Origin of the sequence: Paraburkholderia sp. BR13439, assembly GCF_040948805.1 — a bacterium.
Taxonomy (GTDB): Bacteria; Pseudomonadota; Gammaproteobacteria; order Burkholderiales; family Burkholderiaceae; genus Paraburkholderia; species Paraburkholderia youngii.
In genome coordinates this window covers 480,859-502,206 of record NZ_JBFPKN010000003.1, presented here as the reverse complement: position 1 = coordinate 502,206, position 21,348 = coordinate 480,859, and the positions used below count along the sequence as shown (strand labels likewise).

General features: G+C 64.3%; 23 protein-coding genes. 19 read left to right on the top strand and 4 right to left on the bottom strand.

Features of this window, described 5'->3' with window-relative positions:
* The first annotated feature begins 946 nt into the window (after window positions 1-946).
* Together AB3X96_RS09100 and AB3X96_RS09095 are read left to right on the top strand one after the other, a co-directional pair.
* Window positions 947-1,249: a helix-turn-helix transcriptional regulator gene (locus AB3X96_RS09100; RefSeq protein WP_176107853.1), complete on the top strand. Its 303-nt coding sequence runs from the start codon at window positions 947-949 to the stop codon at window positions 1,247-1,249.
* An 81-nt stretch (window positions 1,250-1,330) separates the two neighbouring features.
* Window positions 1,331-2,389, top strand: a complete 1,059-nt coding sequence (locus tag AB3X96_RS09095; protein WP_368589447.1) for an alkene reductase — start codon at window positions 1,331-1,333, stop codon at window positions 2,387-2,389.
* 94 nt (window positions 2,390-2,483) lie between these two features.
* Here the strand turns inward: AB3X96_RS09095 and AB3X96_RS09090 are convergent, their stop codons facing one another.
* Window positions 2,484-3,011, bottom strand: a complete 528-nt coding sequence (locus AB3X96_RS09090) for a GNAT family N-acetyltransferase (protein WP_368589446.1) — start codon at window positions 3,009-3,011, stop codon at window positions 2,484-2,486.
* A 151-nt stretch (window positions 3,012-3,162) separates the two neighbouring features.
* Here AB3X96_RS09090 and AB3X96_RS09085 point away from each other — a divergent pair, with 151 nt between their 5' ends.
* The 4 genes from AB3X96_RS09085 to AB3X96_RS09070 all read left to right on the top strand — a co-directional run bounded on the left by AB3X96_RS09085 (window position 3,163) and on the right by AB3X96_RS09070 (window position 6,407).
* On the top strand, window positions 3,163-3,810 hold the full coding sequence (locus AB3X96_RS09085) for a VTT domain-containing protein (RefSeq protein ID WP_368589445.1): 648 nt from the start codon (window positions 3,163-3,165) through the stop codon (window positions 3,808-3,810).
* A 121-nt stretch (window positions 3,811-3,931) separates the two neighbouring features.
* Entirely contained in the window at window positions 3,932-4,384 is a 453-nt protein-coding gene (locus tag AB3X96_RS09080; protein ID WP_368589444.1) for a MarR family winged helix-turn-helix transcriptional regulator, read from the top strand.
* A gap of 45 nt (window positions 4,385-4,429) precedes the next feature.
* Window positions 4,430-4,996, top strand: coding sequence for an isochorismatase family protein (locus AB3X96_RS09075; protein ID WP_368589443.1), 567 nt, complete (start codon window positions 4,430-4,432; stop codon window positions 4,994-4,996).
* A gap of 61 nt (window positions 4,997-5,057) precedes the next feature.
* Entirely contained in the window at window positions 5,058-6,407 is a 1,350-nt protein-coding gene (locus tag AB3X96_RS09070; RefSeq protein WP_184228333.1) for an MFS transporter, read from the top strand.
* A 39-nt stretch (window positions 6,408-6,446) separates the two neighbouring features.
* On the opposite strand, the gene AB3X96_RS09065 is transcribed toward AB3X96_RS09070, so the two are convergent.
* Window positions 6,447-7,403 (bottom strand): LysR family transcriptional regulator, encoded by a 957-nt coding sequence (locus AB3X96_RS09065; RefSeq protein WP_368589442.1) that lies wholly within the window; start codon window positions 7,401-7,403, stop codon window positions 6,447-6,449.
* A gap of 282 nt (window positions 7,404-7,685) precedes the next feature.
* Between AB3X96_RS09065 and AB3X96_RS09060 the strand changes: the two genes are divergently transcribed.
* Genes AB3X96_RS09060 through aroQ form a run of 3 tightly spaced genes read left to right on the top strand, consistent with a single transcriptional unit; the run spans window position 7,686 to window position 10,701 of the window.
* Window positions 7,686-9,089 carry an MFS transporter gene (locus AB3X96_RS09060; protein ID WP_368589441.1) on the top strand — a complete coding sequence of 468 codons (1,404 nt, stop codon included), beginning with the start codon at window positions 7,686-7,688 and terminating at the stop codon, window positions 9,087-9,089.
* A 51-nt stretch (window positions 9,090-9,140) separates the two neighbouring features.
* The gene (locus AB3X96_RS09055; protein ID WP_368589440.1) at window positions 9,141-10,211 is read left to right on the top strand and encodes a Gfo/Idh/MocA family protein; all 1,071 of its coding nucleotides are present in this window, start codon (window positions 9,141-9,143) and stop codon (window positions 10,209-10,211) included.
* Between the two features lie 52 nt (window positions 10,212-10,263).
* Window positions 10,264-10,701, top strand: coding sequence for a type II 3-dehydroquinate dehydratase (aroQ, locus tag AB3X96_RS09050; RefSeq protein ID WP_368589439.1), 438 nt, complete (start codon window positions 10,264-10,266; stop codon window positions 10,699-10,701).
* On the opposite strand, the gene AB3X96_RS09045 is transcribed toward aroQ, so the two are convergent.
* Window positions 10,698-11,777, bottom strand: coding sequence for a hypothetical protein (locus AB3X96_RS09045; RefSeq protein ID WP_368589438.1), 1,080 nt, complete (start codon window positions 11,775-11,777; stop codon window positions 10,698-10,700). The two genes, aroQ and AB3X96_RS09045, sit on opposite strands and share 4 nt — an antisense overlap.
* A gap of 117 nt (window positions 11,778-11,894) precedes the next feature.
* Here AB3X96_RS09045 and AB3X96_RS09040 point away from each other — a divergent pair, with 117 nt between their 5' ends.
* From AB3X96_RS09040 to AB3X96_RS09030, 3 genes are all read left to right on the top strand, one after another.
* A complete protein-coding gene (locus AB3X96_RS09040) occupies window positions 11,895-12,800 on the top strand; it encodes a LysR family transcriptional regulator (protein WP_368589437.1) in 906 nt (301 codons plus the stop codon).
* A 100-nt stretch (window positions 12,801-12,900) separates the two neighbouring features.
* Window positions 12,901-13,575 (top strand): HAD-IA family hydrolase, encoded by a 675-nt coding sequence (locus tag AB3X96_RS09035; RefSeq protein WP_368589436.1) that lies wholly within the window; start codon window positions 12,901-12,903, stop codon window positions 13,573-13,575.
* Window positions 13,576-13,609: 34 nt separating this feature from the next.
* Complete coding sequence (locus tag AB3X96_RS09030; RefSeq protein WP_368589435.1) at window positions 13,610-14,758, top strand: DSD1 family PLP-dependent enzyme; 1,149 nt, start codon at window positions 13,610-13,612, stop codon at window positions 14,756-14,758.
* 9 nt (window positions 14,759-14,767) lie between these two features.
* Here the strand turns inward: AB3X96_RS09030 and hpaR are convergent, their stop codons facing one another.
* On the bottom strand, window positions 14,768-15,175 hold the full coding sequence (gene hpaR, locus AB3X96_RS09025; protein WP_176380979.1) for a homoprotocatechuate degradation operon regulator HpaR: 408 nt from the start codon (window positions 15,173-15,175) through the stop codon (window positions 14,768-14,770).
* 201 nt (window positions 15,176-15,376) lie between these two features.
* Between hpaR and AB3X96_RS09020 the strand changes: the two genes are divergently transcribed.
* The 7 genes from AB3X96_RS09020 to hpaI are packed head-to-tail and all read left to right on the top strand — an operon-like array spanning window position 15,377 to window position 21,341.
* On the top strand, window positions 15,377-16,150 hold the full coding sequence (locus tag AB3X96_RS09020; protein WP_368589434.1) for a fumarylacetoacetate hydrolase family protein: 774 nt from the start codon (window positions 15,377-15,379) through the stop codon (window positions 16,148-16,150).
* Entirely contained in the window at window positions 16,147-16,905 is a 759-nt protein-coding gene (locus tag AB3X96_RS09015) for a fumarylacetoacetate hydrolase family protein (protein WP_368589433.1), read from the top strand. Before AB3X96_RS09020 ends, AB3X96_RS09015 begins: the two co-directional genes overlap by 4 nt.
* A gap of 40 nt (window positions 16,906-16,945) precedes the next feature.
* Complete coding sequence (hpaE, locus tag AB3X96_RS09010; protein WP_368589432.1) at window positions 16,946-18,403, top strand: 5-carboxymethyl-2-hydroxymuconate semialdehyde dehydrogenase; 1,458 nt, start codon at window positions 16,946-16,948, stop codon at window positions 18,401-18,403.
* A gap of 32 nt (window positions 18,404-18,435) precedes the next feature.
* Window positions 18,436-19,299 (top strand): 3,4-dihydroxyphenylacetate 2,3-dioxygenase, encoded by an 864-nt coding sequence (gene hpaD, locus AB3X96_RS09005; RefSeq protein ID WP_368589431.1) that lies wholly within the window; start codon window positions 18,436-18,438, stop codon window positions 19,297-19,299.
* 19 nt (window positions 19,300-19,318) lie between these two features.
* Window positions 19,319-19,717 carry a 5-carboxymethyl-2-hydroxymuconate Delta-isomerase gene (locus AB3X96_RS09000; protein WP_368589430.1) on the top strand — a complete coding sequence of 133 codons (399 nt, stop codon included), beginning with the start codon at window positions 19,319-19,321 and terminating at the stop codon, window positions 19,715-19,717.
* Window positions 19,718-19,723: 6 nt separating this feature from the next.
* Window positions 19,724-20,527 (top strand): 2-oxo-hept-4-ene-1,7-dioate hydratase, encoded by an 804-nt coding sequence (hpaH, locus tag AB3X96_RS08995; protein ID WP_368589429.1) that lies wholly within the window; start codon window positions 19,724-19,726, stop codon window positions 20,525-20,527.
* A gap of 10 nt (window positions 20,528-20,537) precedes the next feature.
* Complete coding sequence (hpaI, locus tag AB3X96_RS08990) at window positions 20,538-21,341, top strand: 4-hydroxy-2-oxoheptanedioate aldolase (RefSeq protein ID WP_368589428.1); 804 nt, start codon at window positions 20,538-20,540, stop codon at window positions 21,339-21,341.
* Window positions 21,342-21,348: the final 7 nt, after the last annotated feature.

Below are 21,348 nucleotides of genomic sequence, written 5' to 3'. Positions count from 1 at the left end.
CGGATAATCTTATTTTTTTTGGATAAGCAAGATAATCAGCTTCGTCCTAAAGTCTCCACACAATACATAGGACAAAGCCGAAGGCTCGGCTTTATCGGCAAATGCTTTGCCATCGATTTTTGGATCTTTTCGCGATGAAAAGGAAAAGGAGGAAAAACAACAAATAGGGCAAAAAACTGGATGACTGTAGAAATAGAATTCGCCAAGTGTGAATCGCGACAACGTAGGCAACTGGACCGGGAAGATGGCCAAGGGAGCCCGACGGACGCGCTCGCGGCGTTCAAGACAGAACGATCAAGCGCGAGCAGATGCGAGCCGAACTGATGCCGCCGTTTAAATCTGCACCGGAATCAGATCTCGCAAAAGAGGAGGCAACGGCGACTGGGTGCGGCAGATGAGTTCGTCGCTGCCGGTGCTCTATCGAGCGACCTACCGTTTCATCTGAAATTGCTGCGCGCAACGATCGGCCGGACCTTGAATCGACGCCTCGAAAGAAGCGCTATTGGGGTAAGTTCGACTGTACACGTGGCTTGGCGGGTTTCGCTGCAGACCCCGCCTGTTAGGGTCGCGAGGTCGAGCTGCATGACCCATCAGTGCCAGCGAGCGAAACGGATCGATGATGGCGCGAAGTGCGCCTGTTCCTGTTCGACTTCGCGGGCCTGCGGGATCGTTAAGGCCCTGTACGCCCGCAAGAATCCAACACGGCAAGCACCAGTGACGCACTCATCGCGCCGGCACGGCAAGGCTGCAATTCGTAATTGCTCGTCAATCGCCGCGCACCGTCACGCACCGCGAACAAAACTTCATGCCTATCGCCTATCGCCCCATTCGCAGTAGTGACTTCGCCCATATCGCCAAATTACGATATATGATTCGTACTGTAGCGATGCAATTGCGTGCACGCCAACCAGCGTGCCGCTTGTCGAACCACCTGAAATCCATCCACATGACGCCCGATTTCGACGCGATCCACAAAGCGCTGGCCAACCCGGTCCGCCGGGAGATTCTCGGCTGGCTGCGCGAGCCGCAAGCGCATTTCGCCGATCAGGAGCTGCCGCTCGACCACGGTGTGTGCGCGGGCAAGATCGACGCGCGCTGCGGCCTGTCGCAGTCCACCGTGTCGGCGCACCTCGCCGCGTTGCAGCGTGCGGGGCTCGTTACGTCGAAACGGGTCGGTCAATGGGTGTTTTTCAAACGCAACGAGCCAGTCATTCAGGCGTTCCTCGAATACATGAACACCACGCTCTGAGCGCCGATCTCGCATCGCCGCGTTTCCTTTTTACGCAGTTTTATGAGGCTCGGGCCCTGCCCGCCGCCAAGGTGAACTCTCATGCCGACTCTTTTCGATCCGCTGCAAATTGGCGATATCACATTGCCGAACCGCATCATCATGGCGCCTCTCACGCGTCAGCGCGCCGAGGAAATTCGCGTGCCGAACGCGCTGATGGCGCGCTACTACGCCGAACGCGCGAGCGCCGGCCTGATCCTCAGCGAAGCGACGTCGGTCACGCCGCAAGGCGTCGGCTACGCCGAAACGCCCGGCATCTGGTCGCAGGAGCAGGTCGAAGGCTGGAAACTCGTCACGCAGGCCGTGCACGACGCGGGCGGCAAGATCTTCCTGCAGCTGTGGCACGTCGGCCGTATTTCGGACCCGGTGTTCCTGAACGGCGAGCTACCGGTCGCGCCGAGCGCGATCGCGGCCGGCGGTCACGTGAGCCTCGTGCGTCCCGAGCGTCCGTTCGTGACGCCGCGCGCGCTCGAGCTCGATGAAATCGCCGGTGTCGTCGAAGCATTCCGCAAGGGCGCGGAAAACGCCAAGGCCGCGGGCTTCGACGGCGTAGAAGTGCACGGCGCGAACGGCTATCTGCTCGACCAGTTCCTGCAGGACAGCACCAACAAGCGCACCGATGCCTACGGCGGCCCGATCGAAAACCGCGCGCGTCTGCTGCTCGAAGTCACCGACGCGTGCATCGGCGTGTGGGGCGCGAACCGCGTCGGCGTGCATCTGGCGCCGCGCCGCGACGCGCATACGATGGGCGACTCCGATCCGGCCGCAACGTTCGGCTATGTCGCGCGCGAACTCGGCAAGCGCAAGATCGCGTTTATCGCGGCGCGTGAAGCGCTCGGCGACGACCGCCTCGGCCCGCAGCTGAAGGAAGCGTTCGGCGGCCCGTACATCGTGAACGAGAAGTTCACGAAGGAAACCGCGCAGCAGGTGCTCGACGCCGGCGAAGCGGATGCGGTGGCCTGGGGTCAGCTGTACATCGCGAATCCGGATCTGGTGCGCCGCTTCGCTGAAGATGCGCCGCTGAACAAGCCGGTTCCGGCGACGTTCTATGCGCGTGGTGAAATCGGCTACACCGATTATCCGGCGCTGGAAGCGGTGTAATCGGCAGTGACAGCGGGCTCATGTCCGCTGTATGAAATGATGAAGCGGCGAGCGCGACTGAATTTCAGCCACGCCCGGCGCTTTTTTTTGCGCGCTAGACCAGATCGCGCTGCATGAACACCCGTTTCGACTCATCGAGCCCGCGCGCGATATGTGCGTCGCGCCGCGCGAGCAATGCCGCGTCGAGCTCAACTGTGGCGAGGTCGCGAAAGCCGAGCCGCCTGTAGTACGGCGCGTTCCACGGCACGTCGCGATACGTCGACAGCACGAGTTGCGTCAATTTCCGCGCGCGCGCGATTCGCGCGACCTCTTCGATCAATGCCGCGCCGATGCGTCTGCCCGCGTGCGAGGTCAGTACATCGAGCTCCTGAACGTAGATGCACGTCGGCTGCGGCTCGAACATCACGAAGCCTACGCAAATCTCCTGCTGATCGAGCGCGACGATGATCTCGCGCGCTTCGATCTTGCGCTCGACGACCTCCCGCACCATCGGCGGTGCGTCGGCGATGCCCGTCATGCCGACGCTGACGAAACGCAGGCCCGCTTCGAATTCGATGGCACGAATCGATTCCGCTTCGTGCGGCGCGGCAAAACGGAAGGTGATGACGGAGTCGCGCGACATGGCCTTGCATCTGATGAAGACGACCTGAGTTTGACATCGGCGCGGCAACATCGACAAGCGTCAAACGACATAAACTCGCGCAAGCGCCCTGCACCCACGCTCGCAGGACTACACTCATCAGATCAGAACGCCACCTGAGGCTCATGCCGACATGAACCTGATGAATGTGCTGCAGATCGCGCTGCACCTCGACCAGCACCTGAGTATGCTGATCGTGCAATTCGGCACGGCAATCTACGCACTGCTGTTCGTCGTCGTGTTCGTCGAATACGCTTTTCTGCCGCTGTTCTTTCTGCCCGGCGATCCGCTGATTTTCATCTGCGGAGCGCTCGCGGCCACCGGCGCATTGAACGTGTGGATCATCGCGCCCTTGCTGTTCGTCGCGACGGTGGGCGGCAGCATCGTCGGGTACGCGATTGGCCACGCGGTCGGCGACAAGGTCTACACCCGCAACTACTATTGGCTGAACCGCAATGCGCTGAGCCGCGCCCACGCGTTCAGCGAAGCGCGCGGTAGCCTGACCTTCCTACTGTCGCCCTACATCGCCGTGGTGCGCACGTTCGCGCCATTCGCCGCGGGCGTGTCGCAAATGATGTTCTCGCGCTTCGTCACATTCGTCACCGCCGGCGCGGCGCTGTGGATCGTGTCGCTGATCGCGGCCGGCTATCTGTTCGGCAACGTCCCGGTGGTGCGCGAGCATCTGAGTTCGCTGGTGTTGCTGGGCCTCGCGCTCGGCGGTGCGATGCTGGCCGGCGCCGCGGCATGGCGCTTTTTCAACCGGCGGATGCGGGCGCGTTGAGCGCGATCGTCGCGCCGCCCTCGCGTACGGCGTCCCGTCACATCACATCTTGACCCGAGCGAAATACGAAGGTAGCCTTAGCAGGATACCTTCACATCATGTCATCGCGCGAGCTCATCGCATGAGCAAGTCCCCTCTCCCCGTTACGTCGGAAGAACTCCATACGCTGGCCGAAGACCTGCGCGTGCTGGTGGGCAAGCTACGCCGGCGTCTGCGCGAAGAGTCGCATGTCGGCGACTTCACGCCGTCGCAGGTGCAGGTGCTGAATTTGCTGGAACGCGAAGGCCCGGCCACGGTCACCGCGCTCGCGCGCGCGCACGGCATGCGTCCGCAGTCGATGGGAGAAACGCTCGCGGCATTGAAAGCCGCGGGGCTCGTCAACGGCGCGCCCGACCCCAACGATGGACGGCAGACGGTTCTATCGCTGACTCCATCCTTTCGCAAGAAGGTCAAGGCGAGCCGCGCGGCGCGCGAAGACTGGCTGTACCGCACGATTCAAACCCGCTTCACGGAAGCCGAACAGCAACAGCTCGCGACGGGCGTCGATCTGCTGAAACGCCTCGTCGATTTGTAACTCGCGATGCGCGCACGCGCGTCTCGCCACTTGCAGGAGCACTTCATGGCACTCACTACTCTCGATGCCAAAACCGCACTGGTCGTCGTCGATCTGCAGCGCGGCGTCGTCGCGTTGCCCACCGCGCCCCATCCGGCCGGCGAGATCGTCGAACGCTCGGTCGCGCTGCTCGACGCGTTCCGTCGCCACGGCTTGCCGGTCGTGCTCGTGAACGTCACCGCCGGCGCACCGGGCCGCACCGATCAGGGTCCCCGCTCCGCCGACTTCCCGGCCGGTTTCGCCGATCTGCTGCCCGAACTGAAGCAGCAACCGTCGGACCATCTGGTCACGAAGCGCACGTGGGGCGCCTTCACGAACACCGATCTGGCCTCGTATCTGCAACAACAAGGCGTCACGCAAGTGGTGCTCGTCGGTATCGCGACCAGCATCGGCGTCGAATCGACCGCGCGTTTCGCGAGCGAGGCCGGCCTGAACGTCACGCTCGTCGTCGACGCGATGACCGATCTGAACCCCGACGCGCACACCAACAGCATCACGCGCATCTTCCCGCGCCTCGGCGAAACCGGCACGACGCAGGAAGTGCTCGATCTGCTCGAACGCTCGCGTGCTTAAAGCCCGAATTGAAGCGAGTCACTACCCATGCAGTCCACCCCGCGTTGAGGACACCCCTGCCGTGAGCACCACGTTCCGTTCGCTGCGCATATTCAACTATCGTGTCTGGGCGAGCGGCGCGCTCGTCTCGAACATCGGCACGTGGATGCAGCGCACGGCGCAGGACTGGCTCGTGCTCACCGAGCTTACGCATCACAACGCGACGGCGGTGGGCATCGTGATGTCGCTGCAATTCGGCCCGCAGATGCTGTTGCTGCCGCTCACCGGCTACGCGGCCGATCACTTCGATCGCCGCAAGCTGCTGTTCGCGACGCAGACGGCGATGGGCACGCTGGCGCTTGCGCTCGGTCTGCTCACGGTCACGGGGCTCGTGCAGCTTTGGCAGGTCTACGTGTTCGCGGGGCTGCTCGGCTGCGTGACCGCGTTCGATTCGCCTGCGCGTCAGACCTTCGTATCCGACCTCGTCGGCGAACGCGATCTCGCCAACGCGGTCGGGCTGAACTCCACGTCGTTCAACGCCGCGCGTATGCTCGGCCCGGCGGTCGCGGGTCTGCTGATCGCGTCGGTGGGCAGCGGCTGGGTGTTTCTCATCAATGCGCTGTCGTTCGTCGCGGTGCTCGGCGCGCTGCGCATGCTGCGGCTCGACCAGTTGCATATCAAGCCGCGCAATGTGCGCTCGCGCGGCAGCTTCGTCGAAGGCTTCAAATATGTGTGGACGCGTCCCGATCTGAAGGCCGCGCTCCTGATGCTGTTCCTGATCGGCACCTTCGGCCTGAACTTCCCGATTTTCATCTCGACGATGTCCGTCACCGCGTTCCGTGCCGGCGCCAGCGAGTACGGCCTGCTCAGTTCGACGATGGCGATCGGCTCGGTCACCGGCGCACTGCTCGCCGCGCGCCGCGCGCGGCCCACCATCGGGCTGCTGCTCGGCGCAGGTGCGATATTCGGCATCGGCTGCACGACAGCCGCGCTGATGCCCAACTATGTGCTGTTCGGCATCGTGCTGGTCGTGATCGGCGTGTCGACGCAGACCTTCACCACCTCGACCAATAGCCTCGTGCAACTGACCACCGAGCCTGCGATGCGCGGCCGCGTCATCGCGATCCTGCTCGCAATCGCGCTCGGCACCACACCGCTCGGCGCGCCGGTGGTCGGCTGGGTCGCCGACCGTTTCGGCCCGCGCTGGGCGCTCGGCGTCGGCGCGGCATCGGGCTTCGGCGCGGCGCTCGTCGGTCTTGTCTATTTGATGCGATACCGGCAGTTGCGCTTCTATCGTGAAGGCTGGCGCCTGCGTTACAGCATCGAAGACCCGCGGCCCGTTACGGCCGCCACGGTGTTTCCCGACTCCGTCACGACACTTCAGCGCAGCGAACTCGACGCGGCGGAAGAGGATACGGCTTCGAGCGTGTAAACACGCAAGCGGTGAGCGCCGGACCCAGGCAGGCGCTGTTCAGAGTCCGCCCACGCCGCGCGTCACCAGTGCATACGGTCCGCGTGTCAACTGCTCCCTGAGAAACTCGATGCACACCTGAATCCGCGCCGACGACGACAAGCGCTCGGCCGTCACCGCCCACACATCGGCGGATTGCTGATAGTCGGGTAGCACGCGCACCAGTTCGCCCGCGCGCAGGCTCTCGGCCACGTCCCAGACCGACACCATCACGATCCCGTAGCCCTGCTTCGCCCACTGCACGACGATGTCGCTCAGGTTCGACGCGACCGTGCCCGTCACCTTCACGCTCTTTTCGCCGTGCGGCCCACTGAGACGCCAGACCCCGAAGCGGTCGTCGCGGCCGCGAAACAGCAGGCAATCGTGGCCGGTCAGATCGTTGAGTTCGACCGGCGCGCCGTGCTGCTCGAGATAAGCCGGTGACGCGCACAGAATGCGCGCGCTCTCCACCATCTTGTGCGCGATCAGATGCGGCTCCTGTACTTCGCCCACGCGCACGTCGATATCGAAGTTCTCGCCGACCACATCCGCGCGCCGATCCAGCAGTTCGAGCCAGACTTCGAGGTTCGGGTGACGCTCGCGCAGCATCGCGAGAATCGGCGACACGTGCTTGCGGCCGAGCCGCAAACTCGTGCTGATGCGCAACAGGCCGCTCAGCTCGGTGCGGCGATCGGCGAACGCGTCGGCCATGCCCTGCACGTCATCGAGAATTTTTTGCGCCCATTGCAGCGCGGCTTCGCCGTCGCTCGTTACGCTGACGCGGCGCGTGGTGCGCTGAAACAGCTTCACGCCCAGACCGGCTTCGAGCATTGCGATGCGCTTGCTCACATGCGACGGCGACAGCCCCATCTCCGTCGAGGCCGCGACAAAACTGCCGCGCCGCGCGATATGACAGAACAGCTGCAGATCGCGCAGGAAGGATTCATTCGTGGCTGTGAGCGCATTCTGATTTTGCATCTGGACGCATTGTGTCGGTGCATAACGCTATTACCCTAGCTCCAACGGATTGGTTGGGCAAGTGCCGGTCGTTTGAATGGCGGTCTGAATGCAATGCCCCGCGCACTGCGACATGGTTAACCCGCAGTGCGCCGCGGCGGCGTATGACATGCGTCGACCATGCCGTTGTGCTGCACCGCGGCAACGAGATCAGGAAAATCCTGGCTTGCGCGGTGCCCGTTTAAAAGCGCCAATGATTCAGCCGTAGAAGCTGACAAAAACATTTCCCATTCAGGAGACGACATGCAAACGAACGCATCGGCAAGTAGCGGGCATAGCTCGCAGGCGCGCAAGGCAACCGCCAGCGGCTGGATTGGCTCGGCACTCGAGTACTACGACTTCTTCATCTATGCGCAGGCCGCCGCGCTCATCTTTCCTCAACTATTCTTCCCTTCCGGCAACCCCAAGATCGCGATCGTCGCATCACTCGCAACCTACGGCGTCGGCTACGTCGCGCGGCCGATCGGCGCAATCGTGCTCGGGCACTGGGGCGATACACACGGCCGCAAGAACGTACTGCTGCTCTGCATGTTCCTGATGGGCCTATCGACGATGGCGGTCGGTTTGCTGCCGACCTATCACCAGATCGGCTTTCTTGCGCCGGTGCTGCTCGTCGTGCTGCGTCTGATCCAGGGCTTCGCGGTCGCCGGTGAAATCTCGGGCGCGAGCTCGATGATCCTCGAACACGCGCCATTCGGGCGACGCGGCTTTTACGCGAGTTTCACGCTGCAAGGCGTGCAGGCTGGCCAGATTCTGGCCGCCGCGGTATTCCTGCCGCTCGCCTATTTCATGAACGACTCCTCGTTCAATGCGTGGGGCTGGCGCGTTCCGTTCCTGCTCAGCGCGATCGTGCTGATCGCCGGCTACATCATCCGCCGCGAAGTCCACGAAACGCCCGCGTTCGAGAAGGAAGGCGCGAGCGGCGGTGTGCCGCGCTCGCCGATCGTCGAAGCGTTCAAGTACAACTGGCGCGACATGCTGCGCGTCGTGCTGTGCTCGCTGATGAACGTGATCCCCGTCGTCGCGACGATCTTCGGTGCGGCGTACGCGGTGCAGCCGTCGTACGGGATCGGCTTCTCGAAGAGCCTGTATCTGTGGATTCCGGTGATCGGCAACATCGTCGCGGTGCTGGTGATTCCGTACGTGGGCAATCTGTCCGACCGGATCGGGCGGCGTCTGCCGATCATCGTCGGCTCGCTCGGCGCCGGGCTGCTTTCTTTCGCGTATCTGTACGCGATCAGCATCCACAACGTGCCGCTTGCGATGGTGATGTCGATCCTGATGTGGGGCGTCATCTATCAAGGCTACAACGCGATCTTCCCGAGCTTCTACCCGGAACTGTTCCCGACGCGTTCGCGCGTCTCCGCGATGGCGATCGGGCAGAACATCGGCACGACGATCACCGCTCTGCTGCCGGCCCTGTTCGCGTACGTCGCTCCGCCGGGATCGCACAACGTGCCGCTGACGATCGGCGCGATCACGTTCGGCATCACGATCGTCTGCGCGATTTCCGCATGGAGCGCGCGCGAGAACTTCCGTGTGCGGCTTAGCGACCTCGGGGAAAAGAACGTCGTGCCGATGGACAAGCTCAGCTACGACGCGCTGCGCGCGCAAAGCATGGCCGCAGGGAAAAAGGCCGTTGCTTGAGCCCGCTTGCCCGTTAGCGCGTTTTAGTCAGTACTTTCAGGGAACCCGCTCATGACCAGCACCCGGATCGCCGTCGCCGGCGCGGGCTACATCGGCCGCGCTCATATGGCGGTCGCGCAGCAAAGCGACGCGTGCACGCTGTCGGCGATCGTCGATCCGTCGCCCGCGGCCGCCGCGCTCGCGGCGGAGGCGGGCGTGCCGCTGTTCCGCACGCTCGACGAGCTGCTCGAACGCGATCGCCCCGACGGCGTGATTCTCGCAACGCCGAACCAGCTGCACGTCGAACACGCGTCGCGTTGCCTCGCGGCGCGCGTGCCGACGCTGCTCGAAAAGCCGATCGCGCCGAGCGTCGACGAAGCGGAAACGCTCGCCGCCGACGCCGAGCGCAGCGGCGTGCCGCTGCTGATCGGTCATCATCGCGCGCACAGTCCGATCATGGCGCGCGCGCGGCAGCTGATCGACGAGGGACGGCTCGGCAAGCTCGTCGCGGTGATGGGCAGCGCGGTGTTCTTCAAACCCGACGAGTACTTCGCTGACGCCGACTGGCGGCGCCAGCCCGGCGGCGGTCCGATCCTGCTGAACATGATTCACGAGGTGCACAACCTGCGCATGCTGTGCGGCGACATCGTCGCCGTGCAGGCCTTCTCGTCGCATGCCACGCGCGGCTTTCCGGTCGAGGACACGGTCGCGATCAACCTGCGCTTCGCGAACGGCGCGCTCGGCAGCTTCATGCTGTCCGATACCGCCGCGAGTGCGCGCAGCTGGGAGCAAACATCACAAGAGAACAAGGCCTATCCGTCGTATCCGGACGAAGACTGCTACGTGATCGCGGGCACCTTCGGCTCGCTCGCGGTACCGACGATGCGTCTGAAGACTTACGCCAAAGCCGCGGACCGCTCGTGGTGGAAGCCGTTCGACGTCAGCGTCGCCGACATGACGCGCGACGATCCGCTAAAGCTGCAGCTCGAGCATTTCGTGCGCGTGATTCACGGCAAGGAGGCGCCGCTCGTCAGCGCGCAGGACGGTTTGCAGAATCTGCGTATCACCGAGGCGATCGTCGAAGCGGCCAGGACCGGCGCGGTCGTCGAGACGACCCGCGCTGTCGCGGCGGCGGTCCACTAAAACAAGCTGAAGTCGCGTCGATACTACTCAGTTGATCACTCAGGATGGCTATATGAAAACATTCGTGATGCTGCACGGCATCAACCACAACATGTTCGGCAAGCGCGATCCCGCGCAATACGGCACCATCACGCTCGAACAAATCGACGCACGGCTGCGCGCGCTCGGCGACGAGCTCGGCGTGCGGGTCGACAGCTTTCAGACCAATAGCGAAGCGGCGATGTGCGAGCGCATTCACCAGGCGTTCACCGACAACGCCGACGGCGTGCTGATCAATGCCGGCGCATGGACGCACTACAGCTATGGCATTCGCGATGCACTGGCGATCCTGACCGTCCCGGTGGTCGAGATCCACATGTCGAACATTCACGCGCGCGAAGCGTTCCGGCATCAGTCGGTGTTCGCGGAGATCGTCAAAGGGCAGATTTGCGGCTTCGGCGTGGACAGCTATCTGCTCGGGCTGCGCGCGGCGGTGTCGGCGGCGGCCTAGCGCCACGTTTCGGTCAGCTCGTTGGCCAGCACCATTTTGTGGCGGACCACCTCGACGAAGGCCGGGTCGATACCCGCCTGCGCCTTCAGAAATTTCAGCGCGGCGGAGTGCACGGCGCGCAACGCGCCGCCGTCGATGCCCGTCATGCGCGCCGCGCTGCGCCGCGTTTCAACGACCAGATCGCGCGCGCTCGTGAAGTCGGGTGCCAAGCCGCACTGCGCGTCGAACGCGGCGCTCAGGTCGGTCGCGTAGCCACGCGACTCGCCGAGCCGCTCCACATCGATCAGCAGATCGACGCCCTCGCCCATGCGCAGCGCGCAGAGAATCCACAACGCGATGAACGCGCGATACGCGTTGTCGCTGTCCACCGTGCGCGCGAACTGCTCGCACGCGAGCGCATAGGCGTCATCGGGCAGCGGCGGCAGCGGCGGCAGGCGCACGCCGCACGCGCCGATCGCCTCGCTCACCAGCGGGTCGATCTGATTCAGACCGAGCACGCGAAACGGCGCGGCGACAAAAAACGCATTGCTCCATTGCTGCCGCAGCAGCCAACCCGACGCGAACTGCGACGCGGGATTGCGCAGCACACCCACGTGCAGCGCCCCGGTAAACGCGCGCTTCAGCCACGGCAGACGACCGCCCGTGCGGCAAAACTTGAACACGGGCACGCGGCCCTGCTCGATCGTGTGCGCGCTCAGCGCGTGCAGATAGGCCTGCAGTGACGGGAATGTCGCATCGGGCTCGCGCGTAAAGCGATCGATGCTGAAGCGCCGGTCGTAACCCGCGACGCCGCGCGCGTCTTCGCGCAAAAATGGCCGGTATTCGTCGAAGTATGGCGCGGCGAGCGGCGGGTGCCCCGAGGTCAAGGTCGGCCGCGAGGCGGGCACGTCGGCGAGCTTGAGATCGGCGAGAACGTTGCTGAGCGGCTCGTAGAAACCGGCCGCGCCTTGGAGCTCGCGCAGCCGCGACCACACCCACGTGCCCGCGCTGCGCCAGCCCGTATGCAGAAAAACCGCCTGTTTCAGCGGAGTATTGGGCGCTGCGTCGTTCGCGGACGACTGATGAGGCAACGACATGGGACTTCTCTTCCAATGATTGAATCGATAGACCGGAAGCGCCACTTTACCCTGTGATCGATCGGGACGCATTATGCTGCGAGATTCCACGCTCCGCCATTGCACCCACCTCCCCTCATGAACGATTCGGCCGATATCCGCTTCCTGCTCACACTGCGCGCGAGCGGCAGCCTGATCGCCGCCGCGCGGCGGCTCGCGCTGTCGCCGTCGGCGGTCACGCAGCGTCTGCAGCAACTCGAAAAGAAGCTGGGCGCGCAGCTCGTGAACCGCAGCGCGCGCCGCCTGCAATTCACCGACGAAGGCCTGCTGCTGTGCGAGCGCGGCGCCGAGCTGATCGCGCAGTTCGACGCGTTGTTCGACGATCTGCAAACTCGCCGCGGCGGCCTCGTCGGCACGCTGAAGATCAATGCGCCGCTCGGTTTCGGACGACGCCATCTGGCGCCGCTGATCGGCGAGTTCCAGCACCAGAACCCCGATATCGACGTCGCGCTGACGCTGTCCGACCGGCCGTTGACCGAAACGCTCGATCGCTTCGATATCGTCGTGCATATCGGCGAACTGCCGCTGTCGAACCTGATCGGCTATACGATCGCGCCGAACGCGCGTTTCGTCTGCGCGGCGCCCGCGCTCGTCAAGCGAATCGGCCAAGCCGAATCGCCGGAAGCGTTGAGCCAGCTACCCTGCATCGTGCTGCGCGAAAACAACGAGGACGTGTCGCTGTGGCAGTTCAGCAAGGGCCGCACGCGCCGCAGCGTGCGCGTGTCCGCGCATCTGAGCTGCAACGACGGTGACGTGATCCGCCAATGGGCCTGCGAGGGACGCGGCGTGATTCTGCGCTCCGAATGGGACGTCGCAGACGACCTTGCGAAGGGCAAACTCGTGCGTCTGCTGCCGGGCTGGAAAGCGCCGGATGCGAACGTGATCGCGCTCACGCATCAGCGCACGGGGCTGCCGGCGCGCACGCGCCATTTCATGCAGTATCTGCAAAGCCGCTTCAGGCCGCTGCCACCGTGGCGACGATGATTCAGTTGGTCTGAATCTAAGAGTCATCCCATCTGAACGCTGACGACCTGTCGAAAAACCTATAATCGACTCATCCTCAACAGCCGGCCCACATGCAATCATGACTGCTGCCGCCCACGCCACCGACACCCCCGCCTACCCCGACGCGGTCCTGTTCGACCTGCTCACCGCCCTGCTCGACTCGTGGACCTCGTGGAACCGCGCGGCAGGCTCCGACGAAGCGGGCCGCGCATGGCGTGCCGCCTATCTGCGGCTGACGTACGGCTGCGGCCGGTACGTTCCCTACGAACAACTGGTCCGGGAGGCCGCCTCGCAAGTCGGTTTGTCCGAGGCGGCCGCGAACGCGCTCGAAACGGACTGGCTGAACCTGAAGCCGTGGCCTGGCGCGCTCGATGCATTGCGCGCGCTCGCGCCGCACTGCAAGCTCGCGGTCGTCACCAACTGCTCGACGCGGCTCGGCTTGCAGGCGGCCGCGCTGTTGCGTGTGCGGTGGGACGCGATCGTGACCGCCGAGGAAGCCGGCGTCTACAAGCCGGACCCGCTCCCGTACCGCCTCGCGCTCGACAAGCTCGGCGTCGAACCGCGGCGCGCCGCCTTCGTCGCCGGGTCGAGCTACGACATGTTCGGCACCGCGGCCGTGGGTCTGCGGACCTACTGGCACAACCAGGTCGGCCTGCCGCTCGTTGCGGGTGCGCAAGCGCCCGAGGTCGAAGCGGCATCGCTCGACGGGCTCGTGCCGTGGCTCGCAAGCTTTGGCCGCGATCGTCGTCATTGACCCTGGAACCTCACCTCGTTCCTCAGGTGCAAACATGAAACTCGAACAGATCGAAACCCCGGCCGCGTTGATCGACGTCGCGCGGATGCAGAAGAACATCGCGCGGATGCAAGGGCGGATGAATGCGCTCGGCGTCGCGTTCCGGCCGCATGTGAAGACCACCAAGTGCATCGACGTCGTGCGCGCGCAGATCGCCGCCGGCGCGCGCGGCATCACGGTATCGACGCTGAAGGAAGCGGAAGCGTTCTTCGCGGCCGGCGTCGACGACATCCTGTACGCCGTCAGCATGGTTCCGTCGAAGTTGCCGCGCGCGCTCGCGCTGCGTCGTCAGGGCTGCGATCTGAAGCTGGTGGTCGACAACCCGACCGCCGCCGCGGCGATTGCCGGGTTCGGCGACCAGCACGGCGAAACGTTCGAGGTCTGGATCGAGGTCGATACGGACGGCCATCGCTCCGGAATCCAGCCTGAACAGCAGACGCTGCTCGACGTCGGGCGGATTCTGCACGAGAACGGTGTGAAAGTCGGCGGCGTGATGACCCATGCGGGTTCGAGCTATGAGTTGAATACGCCTGAAGCGCTCGCCGCGCTCGCGGAGAAGGAACGCGCCGGCTGCGTGCGCGCCGCCGAGCGGCTGCGCGAAGCGGGCATCGCGTGTCCGGCGGTCAGCGTCGGTTCGACGCCGACCGCGCTCGCCGCACGCAATCTCGAAGGCGTCACCGAGGTGCGGGCCGGCGTCTACGTGCTGTTCGATCTGGTCATGCACAACGTAGGCGTTTGCACGCTCGATGACATCGCGCTCAGCGTACTCACGACCGTGATCGGTCATCAGGAAGACAAAGGCTGGGCGATTCTCGACGCGGGCTGGATGGCGCTAAGCCGCGATCGCGGCACCTCGCGGCAGTCGCACGATTTCGGCTATGGGCAGCCGTGTTTGCTCAATGGCACGTTGCTGCCGGGCTATGTCGTGAGCGGCGCCAACCAGGAGCACGGGATTCTTGCGGCGGCTCAGGCCGATCCGCACGCCGATGCACAGAGCGACGACATCGCGCAGCGCTTTCCGATCGGTATGAAACTGCGCATCCTGCCGAACCACGCGTGCGCGACCGGCGCACAGTTTCCCGAATATCACGCGGTCGCACCGGACGGCAGCAGCGTCGCGTGGCAGAGGTTTTACGGCTGGTAAGCCGCCGCGTCACCCATCCTCTTCCGACAACCCCGCCAGCAAATCGTCGACCGCGCGATACACGCGCTCGACGATCTCCGGTCCCACCTTGCGCTCGAGTTCGCGATAGTGCGCCTCGAGATCCTTCGAAATCACCCGCACCAGTTCGACGCTCGTATCGGTCAGCGACACGAGTACGCGTCGCTGATCCTCCGCGAAACGTTCCTTCGTCACGAGCTCCATGCTCTCCATGCGCGCGAGCACGCCAGCCATGCTCGGGCTCGAAATCGTGCAGATGTCGGAGATCTGTCGCGGCTCCATCGGGCCGTGCTCGTTGAGCGCGCGAATCACTCGCCATTGCTGTTCGGTGAGTCCGTGCGCGGTGATCAGCGGACGAAAACGCTCCATCATTTTTTCGCGAGCGCGTAACAACAGCATCGGCAGGTTGCGGTGCAAAACTCGGGTGGACGCAGCGGGCATGTTGGCAAGGAATCGGAAAGAAAAGCTGTCGAAGCTTACGGGAAAACCCGCGATCAACCGACAGCCTATTGACCATCAATCATATCAAGCCGGATACTACTAACATCTTAGTGTTTTCGCCGAACTCTCGCCGAACTTTCGTCACGAGGCTGCGCACTTATGTTTGCCCTTGCCGATCATCTATTGCATCCCGAAGGCGACGCGCTGCCTCGCGACGTGGACGCGCACACCGCGGCCGCGTTGCTCGCGCGCGGCGTCGCGTGTCGCGCGCCGGTCAGCGGCGCGGTGTATGGAGTCCTGCTTAACGATCGCGCCGCCTTGAACGCGCTGGGCGACGCAGTGCATGCGGCACCGTACAAGGCGCCGCCGAAAGCGCCGATTCTGTATCTGAAGCCGCGCAATACGCTGGCCGGGCATCGGGCGCGCGTGGTCGTGCCGGATGACACGCTCGGCGTCGAGGTCGGCGCGTCGCTCGGCATCGTGATCGGCCGCACCGCGACGCGTGTCGGCGTCGAATGCGCGGCGGCCTATATCGCTGGCTATACGCTGGTCGGGGATCTGAGCGTGCCGCATACCAACGTGTATCGCCCGAACGTACGGCTGCGCGCACGCGACGGCTTCTGCGTGATCGGACCCGCGCTCGTCGCCGCACGCCATGTCCCCGCGCCGGATCGGCTCGACATCGCCGTCTCGCTGAACGGTGGCGAACCGTTTATGGCGAGCACCGCATCGTCGGTGCGCAACGTCGCGCAATTACTCGCCGACGTCACCGACTTCATGACGCTGAACGCGGGCGACGTGCTCACGCTCGGCGTGCGGCACGGCTCGCCGGTCGCGCATGTCGGCGATACCGCCACGCTGTCGATCGGTACGCTGCCGCCCTTGACCGTCTCGTTCGTGGGCGTCGCTCAACACCACGGAGAACAATCATGATGCGCGGCCGCGTTGCCTATGCGGGAGCGATTCACGAAGCGTATCCGCACCCGCAGGGTGTCCGTCTCGCCGACGGCCGCGTGTGTCGCGAGGACGAAGTGGTCTGGCTCGCGCCGATCGAAGTCGGCACCATCTTCGCGCTCGGCCTGAACTACGCGGAGCATGCGAAGGAACTGCAGTTCAACAAGCAGGAAGAGCCGCTGGTATTTCTGAAGGGACCGGGCACGGTACTCGGCCATCGCGGCGTTACGCGCCGCCCCGCCGACGTCACGTTCATGCACTACGAGTGCGAGCTCGCGGTCGTGATCGGGCGAACCGCGCAAAACGTCGCGCGTAAAGACGCGATGCAGCACGTGGCCGGCTACATGATTGCGAACGACTACGCGATTCGCGACTACCTCGAAAACTACTATCGCCCAAATCTGCGCGTGAAGAATCGCGACGGCGGCACGGTGCTCGGCCCCTGGTTCGTCGACGCCGCCGACATCGCCGACGTCACGCAGCTCGAGCTGCGCACGTTCGTCAACGGCACGCGTCAGCAGTGCGGCAATACGCGCGATCTCGTTACCGACATTCCCGCGCTGATCGAATACCTGAGCGGTTTCATGACGCTTGCTCCAGGCGACGCTATCCTCACCGGCACGCCCGAAGGCATCGTCAACGTCAACGCGGGCGATGAAGTCGTCTGCGAGATCGACGGCCTCGGCCGTCTCGTCAACACGATCGCATCGGACGCGGACTTCGGCCGCGCCTGATGGACAGCAAAAAACCAGCGAACAGCAAAAGGACAAGGCAATGCCGATCGACCATCTGATCAACGGCGAGATGTGCACCTCGAGTGACTACTTCGAAACCGTCAATCCAGCCACGCAGGAAGTGCTCGCCGAAGTCGCGCGCGGCGGTGCGAAAGAAGTCGATGCGGCCGTGCAAGCGGCCAGAGGCGCGTTCCCCGCCTGGGCCGCGAAACCCGCTGCGGAACGCGCGAAGCTGATCCGCAGACTCGGCGAGCTGATCACGAAGCACGTACCGGAAATCTCGGAGACCGAAACGAAGGACACCGGTCAGACGATCTCGCAGACGCGCAAGCAACTGGTGCCGCGCGCGGCCGACAACTTCAGCTATTTCGCCGAGATGTGCACGCGCGTCGACGGCCACACGTACCCGACCGACTCGCATCTGAACTACACGCTGTTTCATCCGGTCGGGGTGTGCGCGCTGATCTCGCCGTGGAACGTGCCGTTCATGACGGCAACCTGGAAGGTCGCGCCCTGCCTCGCGTTCGGCAACACCGCCGTGCTGAAGATGAGCGAGCTGTCGCCGCTGACCGCGTCGATGCTCGGCAAGCTCGCGCTCGAAGCGGGCATTCCGGCGGGCGTGCTGAACGTCGTGCACGGCTACGGCAAGGAAGCGGGCGAACCGCTCGTCGCGCATCGCGACGTGAACGCGGTGTCGTTCACCGGATCGACCGCGACCGGCAATCGCATCGTGCAAACCGCGGGCCTGAAGAAGTTCTCGATGGAGCTTGGCGGCAAGTCGCCGTTCGTGATCTTCGACGATGCCGACTTCGAACGCGCGCTCGATGCCGCGGTGTTCATGATCTTCTCGAACAATGGCGAGCGCTGCACCGCGGGCTCGCGCATTCTCGTGCAGCGCTCCATTTACGCGCGCTTCGCCGAGCGCTTCATCGAGCGCGAGAAGCGTCTGACGGTCGGCGATCCGCTCGCGGACAGCACGATCATCGGCCCGATGATCAGCCAGGGGCATCTCGCGAAGGTACGCAGCTATATCGAACTCGGCCCGAAGGAAGGCGCGACGCTCGCGTGCGGCGGCCTCGATATGCCCGAGTTGCCCGACGCCTTGCGTCACGGCAACTTCGTCACGCCGACCGTGTTCGTCGACGTCGACAACCGCATGCGCATCGCTCAGGAGGAGATCTTCGGACCGGTCGCATGCCTGATTCCGTTCGACGATGAAGCCGAGGCGATCCGTCTCGCCAACGATATTTCGTATGGTCTGTCGAGCTATATCTGGACCGAGAACACGGGCCGCGCGTTGCGCGTGGCGGCCGCCGTCGAAGCCGGCATGTGCTTCGTGAACAGCCAGAACGTGCGCGATCTGCGTCAGCCGTTCGGCGGCACGAAAGCGTCGGGCGTGGGCCGCGAAGGCGGCACGTGGAGCTATGAAGTATTCCTCGAACCGAAGAACGTCTGCGTGTCGCTCGGCTCGCATCATATTCCGCGCTGGGGCGTCTAACCGCGACCTCGAAAAAAACCTGGGAGACCGCGATGGGCAAACTCGCGCTGGCAGCAAAAGTCACACACGTGCCGTCGCTGTACTTATCCGAGCTCGACGGTCCGCACAAGGGTTGCCGTCAGGCCGCGATCGACGGACACCACGAAATCGGCCGACGCTGTCGCGAACTTGGCGTCGATACGATCGTCGTGTTCGACGTGCACTGGCTCGTGAATAGCGAATACCACATCAATTGCGCGCCGAAATTCCAAGGCGTGTATACGAGCAACGAACTGCCGCATTTCATCAGGAACATGCCATACGCGTACCCGGGCAATGTCGGGCTCGGTGACTTGATCGCGGAAGTCGCCAACGAAATGGGCGTGAAAAGCCGCGCGCACAGCGAGACCACGCTTGAACTCGAATACGGCACGCTGGTGCCGATGCGCTATATGAACGGCGATCAGCACTTCAAGACGGTGTCGGTTGCGGGCTGGTGCATGTGGCACGACCTCGCAACCAGCGCGCGCTTCGGCCTCGCGGTGCGCAAGGCCATCGAAGAACGCTACGACGGTACCGTGGCCATTCTCGCGAGCGGCTCGCTGTCGCATCACTTCGCGAACAACGGCACCGCCGATCAGTTCTTGCACAAAGTCTGGAGCCCGTTCCTCGAACAGATGGATCGCAGCGTGGTGCGCATGTGGGAAGCCGGCGACTGGAAGACCTTCTGCGACATGCTGCCGCTCTACAACGAGAAATGCTGGGGCGAAGGTGGCATGCACGATACCGCGATGCTGCTCGGTGCGCTCGGCTGGGATCGTTACGACGGCAAGGTCGAAGTCATCACGCCTTATTTCGGCAGTTCGGGCACCGGTCAGATCAACGCGATTTTCCCGGTCACACCGCTACCCGTCTGACTCTCGCGAGGAAATCGCCATGCCTCACTTGACACTCGAATACAGCGCCAACCTCGCGGATGCTCAACGGCTCAGCGAACTCTGCAAAGACCTCGCGCAGTGCCTCGACGCGCAGCGCGACAACGGCGAGCGCGTCTATCCTCTCGGCGGCGTTCGCGTGCGCGCGCTGCGCTGCGAACAGTACTGCATCGCCGATGGGCGTCCCGACGCCGCGTTCCTGCACGCGAACCTGAAGATCGGCGCGGGTCGCTCGGAGGCCGTCAAAAAGGCGACCGGCGACGCGCTGTTCGCGCTGATCAAGCAGTGCTTCGCCACTGAGTTCGAACGGCAGGGGCTCGCGTTGTCGCTCGAAATCAACGAGTTCAGCGAAGCTGGCACCTGGAAGCACAACAATCTGCATGCGCGGCTCAAGGGCTGACACATCATGCTAGACGAACAAACCATTCGCGACCTCGCCGCGCAACTCGATCACGCGGAAAAGACCCGCACGCAGCTGCGCCATTTTTCCGCGCAGTATCCACAGATGACCGTACAGGACGGCTACGCGATTCAACGCGAGTGGGTCAAGCTGAGACTCGCCGAAGGCCATGTCATCAAGGGCAGGAAGATCGGCCTGACGTCGCGCGCGATGCAGCGCTCGTCGCAGATCGACGAACCCGACTACGCGCCGCTGCTCGACAGCATGTTCATCGACAGCGGCCAGGACATTCGCGCGGATCGCTTCATCGCGCCGCGCGTCGAAGTGGAACTCGCGTTCGTGCTGAACAAACCGTTGAAGGGGCCACGCGTCACGCTGTTCGATGTGCTCGACGCGACCGCCTATGTAACGCCGGCCATCGAAATCATCGACGCCCGCATCGAGCAGTTCGATCGCGAAACGCGCGCGCCGCGCAAGGTCTACGACACGATCTCCGACTTCGCCGCCAACGCGGGCGTCGTGCTCGGCGGCAGGCCCGTTCGTCCGCTCGACGTCGACCTGCGCTGGGTCGGCGCGCTGCTGTACAAGAACGGCGCGGTCGAGGAAAGCGGGCTCGCGGCGGCGGTGCTCAACCATCCGGCCACCGGCGTCGCGTGGCTCGCCAACAAGATTGCTCCGTACGACGAATCACTGAACGCGGGCGACGTCATCCTGAGCGGCTCATTCACGAGCCCGATTCCGGCCCGCGCGGGCGACACGTTCCACGTCGACTATGGCCCGCTGGGCGGCATCGGTTTGAATTTCATCTGAGAGCAACGACATGTCCTTGCCGACCAACCGCTTCAAACGCGCACTCGCTGACGGCAAGCCGCAGTTCGGCTTGTGGGCCGCGCTCGCCGACGCCTATGTGACCGAACTGCTCGCCACCGCCGGTTTCGACTGGCTGCTGATCGACAACGAGCACGCGCCGAACGACGTACGCAGCACGCTGTCGCAGTTGCAGGCGGTCGCCGCGTATCCGTCGCATCCGGTCGTGCGGCCGGTGAAGAGCGACGCCGCGCTGATCAAGCAGTTGCTCGACATCGGCGCGCAAACGCTGCTGCTGCCGATGATCGACACGGCCGCGCAGGCGCTCGATGCGGTCGCGGCCACGCGCTATCCGCCGCTGGGCATTCGCGGCGTCGGCAGCGCGCTCGCGCGCGCGTCGCGCTGGAATCGTGTGCCCGACTATCTGAACACCGCCGCCGACGAACTGTGCGTGATCGTGCAGGCGGAAACCGTGCAGAGCCTCGACGGTCTCGCGGAGATCGCGCGTGTGGATGGCGTCGATGGCGTGTTTTTCGGGCCGTCGGATCTGAGCGCGTCGATGGGATTGCTCGGCAAACCGGGCGATGCGCGCGTGCGAGACGCGATTCGCCGCGGCATCGATACCGTGCGCGGCGCTGGCAAGGCCGCGGGCGTGCTCGCACCCGATCCCGCGCTGGCGGCCGAATATCTGGCGGCGGGCGCGAGCTTCGTCGCGGTCGGCACGGACACCGGCTTGCTGAGTCGCGCAGCCGCGGACCTCGCCGCGTCGTACAAGAACACGGCGGCGATGGCACCGCAGGTCAAAGGCGGGTATTAGCGCAAAA

What these genes read in the sequence shown, in the direction of transcription:
- AB3X96_RS09015 (WP_368589433.1), top strand. Translation starts at nt 16,147, where the DNA reads ATGATGCGCGGCCGCGTTGCCTATGCGGGAGCGATTCACGAAGCGTAT.
- hpaD (WP_368589431.1), top strand. Translation starts at nt 18,436, where the DNA reads ATGGGCAAACTCGCGCTGGCAGCAAAAGTCACACACGTGCCGTCGCTG.
- AB3X96_RS09035 (WP_368589436.1), top strand. Translation starts at nt 12,901, where the DNA reads ATGACTGCTGCCGCCCACGCCACCGACACCCCCGCCTACCCCGACGCG.
- AB3X96_RS09045 (WP_368589438.1), bottom strand. Translation starts at nt 11,777, where the DNA reads ATGTCGTTGCCTCATCAGTCGTCCGCGAACGACGCAGCGCCCAATACT.
- hpaR (WP_176380979.1), bottom strand. Translation starts at nt 15,175, where the DNA reads ATGCTGTTGTTACGCGCTCGCGAAAAAATGATGGAGCGTTTTCGTCCG.
- aroQ (WP_368589439.1), top strand. Translation starts at nt 10,264, where the DNA reads ATGAAAACATTCGTGATGCTGCACGGCATCAACCACAACATGTTCGGC.
- AB3X96_RS09000 (WP_368589430.1), top strand. Translation starts at nt 19,319, where the DNA reads ATGCCTCACTTGACACTCGAATACAGCGCCAACCTCGCGGATGCTCAA.
- AB3X96_RS09030 (WP_368589435.1), top strand. Translation starts at nt 13,610, where the DNA reads ATGAAACTCGAACAGATCGAAACCCCGGCCGCGTTGATCGACGTCGCG.
- hpaE (WP_368589432.1), top strand. Translation starts at nt 16,946, where the DNA reads ATGCCGATCGACCATCTGATCAACGGCGAGATGTGCACCTCGAGTGAC.
- AB3X96_RS09075 (WP_368589443.1), top strand. Translation starts at nt 4,430, where the DNA reads ATGGCACTCACTACTCTCGATGCCAAAACCGCACTGGTCGTCGTCGAT.
- hpaH (WP_368589429.1), top strand. Translation starts at nt 19,724, where the DNA reads ATGCTAGACGAACAAACCATTCGCGACCTCGCCGCGCAACTCGATCAC.
- AB3X96_RS09080 (WP_368589444.1), top strand. Translation starts at nt 3,932, where the DNA reads ATGAGCAAGTCCCCTCTCCCCGTTACGTCGGAAGAACTCCATACGCTG.
- AB3X96_RS09040 (WP_368589437.1), top strand. Translation starts at nt 11,895, where the DNA reads ATGAACGATTCGGCCGATATCCGCTTCCTGCTCACACTGCGCGCGAGC.
- AB3X96_RS09085 (WP_368589445.1), top strand. Translation starts at nt 3,163, where the DNA reads ATGAACCTGATGAATGTGCTGCAGATCGCGCTGCACCTCGACCAGCAC.
- AB3X96_RS09095 (WP_368589447.1), top strand. Translation starts at nt 1,331, where the DNA reads ATGCCGACTCTTTTCGATCCGCTGCAAATTGGCGATATCACATTGCCG.
- hpaI (WP_368589428.1), top strand. Translation starts at nt 20,538, where the DNA reads ATGTCCTTGCCGACCAACCGCTTCAAACGCGCACTCGCTGACGGCAAG.
- AB3X96_RS09020 (WP_368589434.1), top strand. Translation starts at nt 15,377, where the DNA reads ATGTTTGCCCTTGCCGATCATCTATTGCATCCCGAAGGCGACGCGCTG.
- AB3X96_RS09060 (WP_368589441.1), top strand. Translation starts at nt 7,686, where the DNA reads ATGCAAACGAACGCATCGGCAAGTAGCGGGCATAGCTCGCAGGCGCGC.
- AB3X96_RS09065 (WP_368589442.1), bottom strand. Translation starts at nt 7,403, where the DNA reads ATGCAAAATCAGAATGCGCTCACAGCCACGAATGAATCCTTCCTGCGC.
- AB3X96_RS09090 (WP_368589446.1), bottom strand. Translation starts at nt 3,011, where the DNA reads ATGTCGCGCGACTCCGTCATCACCTTCCGTTTTGCCGCGCCGCACGAA.
- AB3X96_RS09055 (WP_368589440.1), top strand. Translation starts at nt 9,141, where the DNA reads ATGACCAGCACCCGGATCGCCGTCGCCGGCGCGGGCTACATCGGCCGC.
- AB3X96_RS09100 (WP_176107853.1), top strand. Translation starts at nt 947, where the DNA reads ATGACGCCCGATTTCGACGCGATCCACAAAGCGCTGGCCAACCCGGTC.